Genomic DNA, 10,014 nt, shown 5'->3' on the forward strand with positions numbered 1-10,014 from the left:
CCCGCAGTACGGGCCCGGCGGCCGGCGCGGCGCCGTCGCGGCCGGCCGCGTTCGGCTCGATGTCACGGGCACTCGGCCGGCTGCCTTCCACGAGATGCGCACTCGGCACGCCGCCTTCCACGTGACGGGCACTCAGCACCCGGCACTCCACCGCCGACCAGATCGTCCCCGCGATGCCGTCGAGGAGGCGGTCCGCGACCGGCTCCGGGAAGGCCGACTCCGGGAACACCGGTTCGAGCACCGCGCGGATGGCGTCGAAGCAGCCGTCGACCTCGTGCGTGTGGTCGCCGACCGGGACGCGCCGGCCGATCGCGGTGATCCGGTCGGCGAGCGTACCGTCGACGGCGTCCAGCACCCCGGCCGCCATCGCAGCGTCCGCGCCGCGCAGCAGCCGGGAGCCCGCCTCGTCGCGCGCGGCCAGGCGTCCCCAGACCTGGGGCGGGGTCACGAGTTCGCTGCCGGACGCCCAGCGGTGGCGGCGACGACCGACGCTGTGCGTGCCCGCGACGCGCGCCGGGCGGGACGGCCCTTGGTACCAGCGGCTCACCACCACGCCCTTCGCGTCCAGGAGTTCCCACCAGCCACCCGAGCCGCGCCGCAACTCCCGTCCCGATTCGCCCTGATGCGCCGCCCCCGGCAGCGCCACCGGAGACAGCGCGTCGTCCGCAGGCGGTGCCGAGGCCGTGAACTGCCCGCGTTCGTAGACGAACCGGTCCGATGTCGCGGACGACCCGGCCTCGGCCGGGAACCACAGGAACAGCGGCCCGGCGACCACGCCGCGTGGCCCGAAGACAGTGGCGCGCCCGTTGCCCGCGACGACGAACGAGTCCTCGGCGGCACCCTCGCCGGGCTCCAGGCGGAAGACGTCGTCGCTGTGCCAGAACGAGCCGAACCGGTCGAGCGCGGCGTCGCCCAGCTCGTCCACGAGCCCGCCGCGCCACGTGGCCGCGACGACCTCGGCGAGATCAACCGTCAGCAACTCGCCGACGAGCTCCCGGACGTCCGGACACGCGTCGGCAAGCCGGGCGGGTCCCAGCAGGTCCAGGAAGTACACGGCCTCGTGCAGGACCGGCAGACTGCCCGCCCGCACGGCGTCCGCCCACGTCTCGACGGATTCCCGCAGGATGTCGACCAACCCCGGTGCGCCCAGCACCGCTTCGGCGAAACCGGCGTGGTCGCGGAGCACACAGCCGGGGCGGCCCAGCGCCAGCAGATCGCCGCGCCGGTCGAACACCGCCTCGCGCAGCAGCGGGCGGAACCGCGGATCCGCCGCCACTGTGCCGAGGCCGCCGCGACGCGCCCGGCCCGCCCAGGCGCGCAGGCTGACCACGGTGCCGGGCGGCGGCGCGCTGAAAGGCACCCCGGCCGCCAGTGCGGCGTCGATCAGGTCGAAGTCGAGGTCCCACATCGGCAGATGGCCGGCGTACAGGCGCTGCACGGTCGCGAACCCGACCGGGTCGCACGTACGCCCCTCAGCGTGCAACAGCTCGGCGAGCCGGGCGAGTTCCGCGCGCAGGCCCGCGGTGAGTCTGCGGCCGACGGCCTTCTCCGCCAGGAACTCCAGTTGCTTGTCCGCCGTGTCGCGCGTCGCGCTGAGCTTGTCCGTCAAGGCTCGGTCCGCTCCCGTGCAGTCGTCGTGTGCCGAGGGAGCGCGGTACACGCCGCGTACCCCCGAAGGGTTACCGGCCCGTTCTACCAGCCGTCCCCGCCACACTTCAGGGGTCGAACGCGCCGAGATCCGCGGTCCCCAGGGAACGGGCGGCCAAGGCAGCCGCAAGGGAGCCGCGGATCAGGGCGGTCGCGCGTGCCGCGACCCTGCCGGTGCGTCAGAGGGCGCGTTCGTCGTGGGTGACGATCTCCTTGGCGGGCTTGCCGCCGGCCTCCAGCCAGCCGCCGATGGCGGCGGGGGCGTCGCGGGCCGGGTTGTAGCAGTCCTCCTCCGAGGAGAAGAGGCCGTCGCCCGCGTAGACCAGGCGCGTCCAGTTGGCGAAGCCGAACTCCGCGCCCGCCTCCGTGGGATGCGGGAGCACGTTGCGCAGGCCGAGCACGATGGCGCCGTTCTCCTCGTCGTACGCCACCCAGTCCTGCGGGAAGCGCATCATCGGGAACGGAGCCATGACCTCCTTGATCCACGAGCGCACCGACTCGCGGCCGGTGAAAACGCCGTACGCGTGCTCGGTGTAGACGACGTCCTCGGTGAACAGGTCCGCGAACGCGGTCCAGTCGCCGGACTCGATGCAGGTGTCGACGACCGAGTTGTAGTGGGAGAGAGCGCCTTGCAGTTCCTCGCGGGTGAAGCGGCCCATCGTAGTACCTCCTGGACGGTGGCGATCCCGGGACGGATGGTCCGGTGGTATCAGAGGACTCCGGCGACATCCAGGCAAGCGGACGGTTGCCCGCTCAACTTCCGCCGTCCGAGACACCTGGGCCCACCCGACACCCAGGCCCCCCGACACCTGGGGCCCCCGACACCCAGGGCCACCCGACACCCAGGCCACCCGACACCCAGGGCCACCCGACACCCAGGGCCACCCGACACCCAGGCCACCCGACACCCAGGCCACCCGACATCCAGGGCCGCCCGACACCCGGGGCCGAGCACCTTCCGTGCCCGTGCGCGCACGCCGAACACCTGTGCGCATACGAATCTGCATGATCGATCGTGCGCCAATACGATGAGTGGGCGTTGGGGGTGTGCCGGTGGCTCCCGGAGCCGGGCAATGTCAAATCGAGCAATTCGGGTGGGAGACGCGTGGCAGAGACAGCAGGCTCGCGGCAGACCGTGATTCTGACCGTGGACGACGACCCGGGGGTGTCGCGCGCCGTCGCCCGCGACCTGCGGCGGCGGTACGGCGGCTCGTACCGGATCGTGCGCGCCGAGTCCGCCGCGACGGCCCTGGACGCGCTGCGCGAGCTCAAGCTGCGCGGCGACCTGGTCGCCGTCCTCCTGGCGGACTACCGCATGCCGCAGATGAACGGCATCGAGTTCCTGGAGCAGGCCGCCGACATCTACCCGAGCGCGCGCCGGGTGCTGCTGACCGCGTACGCCGACACCAACGCCGCCATCGACGCGATCAACGTCGTCGACCTCGACCACTACCTCCTCAAGCCCTGGGACCCGCCCGAGGAGAAGCTGTACCCGGTCCTGGACGACCTCCTCCAGGCCTGGCAGGACTCCGACCACAAGCAGGTGCCGACCACCAAGATCGTCGGCCACCGCTGGTCCGCGCAGTCGTCGGCGGTACGCGAGTTCCTGGCCCGCAACCAGGTCCCGTACCGCTGGTACTCCTGCGACGAGCCCGAGGGGCAGCGCCTGCTGGCCGCGGCCCGCACGGACAGCGACCACCTGCCACTGGTCGTCACCCCGGACGGCACCACGCTCGTGGAGCCCGCGGAACCGGACCTCGCCGCGCAGGTGGGCCTGGCCACCGTGCCGGCCGAGGACTTCTACGACCTGATCGTCATCGGCGGCGGCCCCGCCGGGCTCGGGGCGGCCGTGTACGGCGCGTCCGAGGGCCTGCGGACCGTCCTGGTCGAGCGTTCGGCCACCGGCGGGCAGGCCGGGCAGAGCTCGCGCATCGAGAACTACCTCGGCTTCCCGGACGGCGTGTCGGGCGCCCAGCTCACCGACCGGGCGCGGCGGCAGGCGGCCAAGTTCGGCGCGGAGATCCTGACCGCGCGCGAAGTGACCGGCCTGGAGGTGGCCGGTTCGGCGCGCGGTGTGCGCTTCGCGGACGGGTCCGCCATCTCGGGGCACAGCGTGATCCTCGCGACCGGCGTGTCGTACCGCCGTCTGGAGGTGCCGGGGCTGGAGCCGCTGACCGGGTGCGGCGTCTACTACGGCTCGGCGCTGACCGAGGCGGCCGCGTGTTCGGGCGAGGACGTCTACATCGTCGGCGGCGCGAACTCCGCGGGGCAGGCGGCGATGTACCTGGCACGCGGTGCCAAGTCGGTGACGCTGCTCGTGCGCGGGCCCTCGCTCACCGCGTCGATGTCGCACTACCTGATCCAGCAGATCGAGCAGGCGCCGAACATCCACGTGCGCACCGGCACGGTCGTCGAGGGCGCGCACGGCACCGACCACCTGGAGCAACTGACGCTCCGCGACGTCACCACCGGCGAGACCGAACTCGTGGACGCCCAGTGGATGTTCGTGTTCATCGGCGCCGCACCGCTCACCGACTGGCTGGAGGGCACGGTCACCCGCGACCCGCGCGGCTTCATCGTGGCCGGACCGGACCTGACGGTCGGCGGGCAGTCGCCGAGCGGCTGGGGCCTGGACCGCTCGCCGTACCACCTCGAAACCAATGTGCCGGGCGTGTTCGTGGCGGGGGACGCCCGTTCGGAGTCCGCCAAACGGGTTGCGTCCGCCGTCGGAGAGGGAGCCATGGCCGTGATGCTCGTCCACCGCTACCTGGAGCAGTCATGAGCGGGCAGGCCGGACCCGCCGGGGCGGGCGGGGGAGGCGCCGCGGCGGACGCCGCCGGCGTGCCGATGCCCTGCGAAGTCGAGGAACTCAGCACGCTGTTCCTCTTCGAGAAGCTCAACGACGAGCAACTGGCCCGGCTCTGCGCGGAGGGCCGGGTGGAGCGCTTCGAGCCGGGCTACCTCTACCGCGAGGGCGAGCCGGCGACCTGCTTCTACGTCCTGCTCGAAGGCACCCTCGTCCTCTCCCGCCGTGTCGGCGCCGACGACCTTGAGGTCACCCGGAGTTCGGACCGCGGAGCGTACGCGGGAGCCTTCCAGGCCTATGCCACCGACCCCACGCGCGCGCACTACCAGGGCTCGTGCCGGGTGCCGGAGCAGTCGCGGCTGTTCATTCTCCCGGCCGAGACCTTCGCGGCGGTCATGCGCGACTGGTTCCCGATGGCCGTGCACCTGCTGGAGGGCCTGTTCTTCGGCCACCAGAACACCCAGCAGGTCGTCGGGCAGCGCGAACGCCTGCTGGCCCTCGGCTCGTTGTCCGCCGGGCTCACCCACGAGCTCAACAACCCCGCGGCGGCGGCCGTACGCGCGACCTCGGCGCTGCGCGAACGCGTCGCCGGGATGCGGCACAAGCTGAAGGCCATCGCGTCCGGCCCGTTCCGGCGCGAGGAGTTGGAGACGCTGGTCGAGATCCAGGAGCGCACCGCCGAACAGGTCGCCAAGGCCACGCCGCTCAGTCCGATCGAGGCCAGCGACCGCGAGGACGCCGTCGCCGACTGGCTCGACGACCACGGCATCGCCGAGGGCTGGAACATCGCACCCACGTTCGTCCAGGCCGGGCTCGACACCGACTGGCTGGACAACGTCGCCGCGACCGTGGACGCGCAGATCCTCGAAGGCGCGATCCGCTGGCTCAACTACACCGTCGAGACCGAGCTGCTGATGACCGAGATCGAGGACTCCACGACGCGGATCTCCCAGCTCGTGCACGCCGCGAAGCAGTACTCGCAGCTCGACCGGGCCCCGTCGCAGGACGCCGACGTCCACGAACTCCTCGACAGCACACTGACGATGCTCGCCCGCAAGATCGGCCCGGACATCCGCGTCGACAAGCAGTACGACCGGACGCTGCCGCGCGTCCCGGCGTACCCGGGCGAGCTGAACCAGGTGTGGACCAACCTCATCGACAACGCGGTCTCCGCGATGGACGGCGCGGGCACGCTGACCGTGCGCACGTCGCTCGACCGCGACCAGCTCCTCGTGGAGTTCCACGACACCGGGCCCGGCATCGGCGCCGACATCCGGGAGCGCATCTTCGACCCCTTCTTCACCACGAAGCCGGTCGGCGAGGGTACGGGGCTCGGCCTGTCGATCTCGTGGCGGATCATCGTCAACAAGCATCACGGGAGCCTGAACGTGGTATCCGCACCCGGAGACACGACGTTCCTGGTACGCCTGCCGCTGACCGCCCCGGACACCGGGCCGCGCACCGGGGACGCCCCGACCCCCGAGGAGACGCCATGACATCGCCCGCCGGAGTGGACCCCGCCGCGGAGCCGAGCGGCACCGGATGCAGTGAGTGCGAAGCGGCCGGGGGGTGGTGGTTCCACCTGCGGCGCTGCGCCCGGTGCGGGCACATCGGCTGCTGCGACTCGTCGCCGTCACAGCACGCCACCGCGCACTTCAAGGCGACCGGGCATCCGGTCGTCCGCAGCTTCGAGCCGGGCGAGCGCTGGTTCTGGGACTACAAGACGTCGGAGATGTACGAGTCGGGGCCGGACCTGGCGCCGCCGCAGAGCCACCCGGAGGACCAGCCCTCTCCGGGGCCGGCGGGGCGCGTCCCGGCGAACTGGGCGGAGACGCTGCGGCGCTGAGGTGTGACGGAGCGCGTCCGTGACCGGCTATTCGTCCTGCGCCCCGCCCGCCGCGGACATCGCGGCCCGGTCCGAGTCGCCGCGGAGCACGCAGAACTCGTTGCCCTCCGGATCGGCCAGTACGGCCCACCCCGCCCCGCCGGGCTCGCGGCGGTCCGCCACCATGGTGGCGCCGAGCCCCAGCAGGCGTTCGACCTCCTCCTCGCGCGAGGCGGCCGGGCGCAGGCACAGGTGGATGCGGTTCTTGACGGTCTTCGGCTCGGGCACCTGGTTGAAGTACAGGACGGGGCCTTCGGGCAGCGTCACCTGGGTCTCGTGCGCTCCCGGTTTGTCCCCGGGATCCAACAGTCCGCCGGTCACCGCGCTCCAGAAGCGGGCGAGGGCATGTGCGTCCGAACAGTCGACCGCCACGTTCTGAAGTACCGAGACCATGCGGTTCAGCCTGCCTCAGGGGTGCCGGGGGCGCCAGCGACGGCTGTGGGTGGGGCCTCGTCGCGTCACCACGCGTTGTCGAGTGAGCCCGTCAGTATGAAGACGGCGATTCCGGTGAAGAAGACGCCGAAGACGACCGTCCCGATCGAGGCCGAGTGGCCGTTGAGACCGTACGCGAGTGCGCTCGTCGTGATCATCACCGGGAAGATGCCGGCGAACATCCAGCTCAGGGTGCGGAAGAAGAGCATGAAGAAGCCGTCCCACCAGCCGAACAGCAGCCCCCAGAGGAACACGCCGAGACCGAAGTAGGCCGCGTACAGCCACAACGCGAGTGTGCCGGCGGCCTCAGGCAGGAACGACTCCTTGGCGCCCATCACCTCCACGGCGACGACGTCGCCGTGCCAGAGTCGCAGGGTGGCCGGTTCGCCTTCCCGGGCCTTCTTGTAGAAGCTCGTCGACACGTCGCGGGTCTCGCGGGAGCCGTCGGCCCGCTGCCAGGTGACCTCGTGGTGCGTGGTGGTGGTCGTGTTGCCCTCCGAGTCCGTCGACGTGGTGGTGTACGTGCGGCGCCCAGTGATCGAGCCGGCCTCGCTGTCGAAGCAGTCGTCCCGGTTCTTCTCGCACGTGACGGTCGCACGGAAGTCCCGCGTCTCCCGGAACGGACCGGCCGCGGCGACGAGCGCGGCCACGAGGGTCCCCAGGCCGACCGCGACGACGATCCACCGGGCGACGGACCGCCGGCGCGTCGAGACGCCCGGCCGCCTCCCCCCGAAACGGCGAAACCGCATGGCCACCCCCGTGATGTCGAGCGTTCGCCTCTGCATCATGCCCGTGCGAAATGCGTGCAAGCCTCGGGCGCTTGCCGCAGGCGGGCGGCGGCCGGTGCCCGACTCCGGTGCGGCGCCGGGTGAGGCGGACGCGGGGTCGGGCGATAACTTGTGGCCTGCCAGGAACAGTCCGGCCGAGCACGGGGATCCGCTATGCGCTACCGCTTCACGACCTACCACCCGGCGGACGACGCCGACACGGCCGTCACGGGTGGCACCCGGCTGGGCGGCCAGCCGGACTGGACGGGCGAACCGCAGTGGCCTGTCTACCATCACGATGGTGAACTTGCCGTGTTCGTGGGGCAGTTCCGGGTGCCGGCGGCTGGGGACGGGGAGGCCGGGGACCGCATGGTCTACCTGTTCGCCGCGGGGTACTCGGGGGAGTACGCGACCGTCGTCCAGCCGGGCGGCCAGGTCACCGAGCGCTTCGAGGCGCGTGCCGAGGCGACCGGGCCGACCGTGATGGACCGGGCACACCTCGTCAGGGTTCAGGAGGAGGTCGACTTCTCCCACGTGGAGAGGGAGATGGAACCGGTCGAGGACGAGGACGAGTTCGACCGGGAAGAGCGTTTGGAGGACCTGCTCGACGAGCTGCGGAAGGACGCGTCGGGCAGTATCCGCATGGACCAGCTCGGCGGCCCGGACGTGACTCCGGTCTGGTTGCAGGGTGACTACTCGCCGGGCGAGGAGTGGCAGTTCGTCGCCCAGATGGACTCGTACCAGCTGCCCTTCCCGGTCAACTTCGGCGACAGCGGGGTCGGCTACCTGTTCCTCGCACCGGACGGCAACAGTGCCGAGTTCTTCTTCCAGAGCTGCTGAACGGACGTACTGCCATGGCGAATTCGCTCGATGACCCCAAACATGTGCTGGTCGACCGTGCCGCGCGGCGGATGGCGGAGGAGTTCGGCGACAGCGGCCTGAGCGTCCGTCAAAAGCTGGCGCTCACCTGCCGGATACTCTCCGACGCGGGCCACGACTCCGGCCTCGCTGGGCAGATCACCGTGCGCGGTGACCGGCCCGGCACGTACTACACGCAGCGCCTCGGGCTCGGCTTCGACGAGGTCACCGAGGACAACCTGCTCCTCGTCGACGAGGATCTGAACGTCCTCGAAGGCGACGGGATGGCCAACCCCGCCAACCGGTTCCACACATGGATCTACCGGGCCCGCGAGGACGTCGGCTGCATCGTGCACACCCACCCGCTGCACGCGGCGGCGCTGTCGATGCTCGAAGTGTCCTTGGTGGTGGCGCAGATGGACACGACGCCGCTGTACGACGACTGCGCGTTCCTGCCCGACTGGCCCGGGATCCCGGTGGGGAACGAGGAGGGCGAGATCATCTCCGCCGCGCTCGGCGACAAGCGGGCGATCCTGCTGGCGCACCACGGGCAGCTCGTGGCGGGCGGCGGGGTCGAGGAGGCGTGCAACCTTGCCGTGCTGATCGAGCGCGCGGCGCAGCTCCAGCTTCTCGCGATGGCCGCCGGGACCGTCAGGCCGCTGCCGGACGACCTGGCGCGCGAGGCGCACGACTGGACGTCCACGCCGCAGCGCCACCGGGCCACGTTCGCCTACTACGCGCGCCGGGCGCTGCGGAACCATCCCGATTGCGTCGCCGCGGGGACGGCGATCGGGTGAGGGAGGCCAAACGGGTGTGAAAACCTAGTGTCCACTCGGTATTGTCGGCTCGCGCTTCCGCCGCCGCGGAGCCCGTGCCGCTCGAAAGGACCACGATGGCCTCCACCGTGCACAGCCAGGGCGCCCAGCCGTCGGAACGGCCGGCTGAGGCACCCGTCGTCCGGACGCCGTCCGGAGCGGTCCGCGGGGTGATGCTGGGCCCGTCGAATGCCGCGTACCTGGGCATTCCGTACGCCGAGGCGCCCGTCGGCGACCTGCGCTACGCCGCCCCCGTCAAGCGCGCTGCGTGGGAGGGCGTACGGGACGCCACGGGGTACGGTGCCACCCCGCTGCGCGACTACATGATGGGCGTCACGCTGATCCCCGAGCCGTCGTACCCCGGCGACGACACGCTGCTGGTCAACGTGTTCACGCCGTGCCCGGGGGACGCCGCGGCCCAACTCCCGGTCTACGTCTGGATCCACGGCGGCGGCTTCATGAGCGGGTCGCCGTCGTCGCCGTGGTACGAGGGCGGTGCGTTCCCGCGCGACGGCGTCGTGGTGGTGTCGGTGTCGTACCGGCTCGGCGTCGACGGCTTCGGGCGGCTGGACGGCGCGCCCGACAACCGCGCGGTGCGCGACTGGCTGCTGGCGCTGGAGTGGGTGCGGAACAGCATCGCCGCGTTCGGCGGCGACCCCGGCAAGGTGACGATCGGCGGGCAGAGCGCGGGCGCGAGCGCGGTCCTGACGCTGCTGTCGATGCCGGACGCGCAACACCTGTTCCGGGCGGTCGTCGCCGAATCCCCGGGTGCGTTCGGGAGCAACCGGGCCGCGGCCGCGGCCC

The 10,014-nt window shown here is 71.8% G+C and carries 9 protein-coding genes and 1 pseudogene; 6 read left to right on the forward strand and 4 right to left on the reverse strand.

Annotated features, from left to right (window positions below):
* Together ACRX5S_RS00200 and ACRX5S_RS00205 are read right to left on the reverse strand one after the other, a co-directional pair.
* Positions 1–1,609: pseudogene (locus ACRX5S_RS00200) on the reverse strand (hypothetical protein); the annotation flags it as partial.
* A gap of 217 nt (positions 1,610–1,826) precedes the next feature.
* Positions 1,827–2,306 carry a nuclear transport factor 2 family protein gene (locus tag ACRX5S_RS00205; RefSeq protein WP_436770590.1) on the reverse strand — a complete coding sequence of 160 codons (480 nt, stop codon included), beginning with the start codon at positions 2,304–2,306 and terminating at the stop codon, positions 1,827–1,829.
* Between the two features lie 446 nt (positions 2,307–2,752).
* Here ACRX5S_RS00205 and ACRX5S_RS00210 point away from each other — a divergent pair, with 446 nt between their 5' ends.
* Genes ACRX5S_RS00210 through ACRX5S_RS00220 form a run of 3 tightly spaced genes read left to right on the forward strand, consistent with a single transcriptional unit; the run spans position 2,753 to position 6,299 of the window.
* A complete protein-coding gene (locus tag ACRX5S_RS00210) occupies positions 2,753–4,429 on the forward strand; it encodes an FAD-dependent oxidoreductase (RefSeq protein ID WP_436770591.1) in 1,677 nt (558 codons plus the stop codon).
* A complete protein-coding gene (locus ACRX5S_RS00215) occupies positions 4,426–5,949 on the forward strand; it encodes an ATP-binding protein (RefSeq protein ID WP_436770592.1) in 1,524 nt (507 codons plus the stop codon). Before ACRX5S_RS00210 ends, ACRX5S_RS00215 begins: the two co-directional genes overlap by 4 nt.
* Positions 5,946–6,299 carry a UBP-type zinc finger domain-containing protein gene (locus ACRX5S_RS00220; protein ID WP_436770593.1) on the forward strand — a complete coding sequence of 118 codons (354 nt, stop codon included), beginning with the start codon at positions 5,946–5,948 and terminating at the stop codon, positions 6,297–6,299. Before ACRX5S_RS00215 ends, ACRX5S_RS00220 begins: the two co-directional genes overlap by 4 nt.
* A gap of 27 nt (positions 6,300–6,326) precedes the next feature.
* On the opposite strand, the gene ACRX5S_RS00225 is transcribed toward ACRX5S_RS00220, so the two are convergent.
* Positions 6,327–6,731, reverse strand: a complete 405-nt coding sequence (locus ACRX5S_RS00225; RefSeq protein WP_436770594.1) for a VOC family protein — start codon at positions 6,729–6,731, stop codon at positions 6,327–6,329.
* Between the two features lie 65 nt (positions 6,732–6,796).
* Complete coding sequence (locus ACRX5S_RS00230; RefSeq protein WP_436770595.1) at positions 6,797–7,558, reverse strand: hypothetical protein; 762 nt, start codon at positions 7,556–7,558, stop codon at positions 6,797–6,799.
* 153 nt (positions 7,559–7,711) lie between these two features.
* On the opposite strand from ACRX5S_RS00230, the gene ACRX5S_RS00235 reads away from it, so the two are divergent.
* The 3 genes from ACRX5S_RS00235 to ACRX5S_RS00245 form a co-directional block, all read left to right on the forward strand.
* Positions 7,712–8,377 carry a hypothetical protein gene (locus tag ACRX5S_RS00235; protein WP_436770596.1) on the forward strand — a complete coding sequence of 222 codons (666 nt, stop codon included), beginning with the start codon at positions 7,712–7,714 and terminating at the stop codon, positions 8,375–8,377.
* A gap of 14 nt (positions 8,378–8,391) precedes the next feature.
* The gene (locus ACRX5S_RS00240) at positions 8,392–9,192 is read left to right on the forward strand and encodes an aldolase (RefSeq protein WP_436770597.1); all 801 of its coding nucleotides are present in this window, start codon (positions 8,392–8,394) and stop codon (positions 9,190–9,192) included.
* Between the two features lie 95 nt (positions 9,193–9,287).
* Positions 9,288–10,014, forward strand: a 727-nt coding sequence (locus ACRX5S_RS00245) for a carboxylesterase family protein (protein ID WP_436770598.1), incomplete at its 3' end; no start/stop codon positions are given.

Origin of the sequence: Yinghuangia sp. YIM S09857 (genome assembly GCF_051388915.1) — a bacterium.
In the GTDB taxonomy this organism is placed as follows: Bacteria; Actinomycetota; Actinomycetes; order Streptomycetales; family Streptomycetaceae; genus Yinghuangia.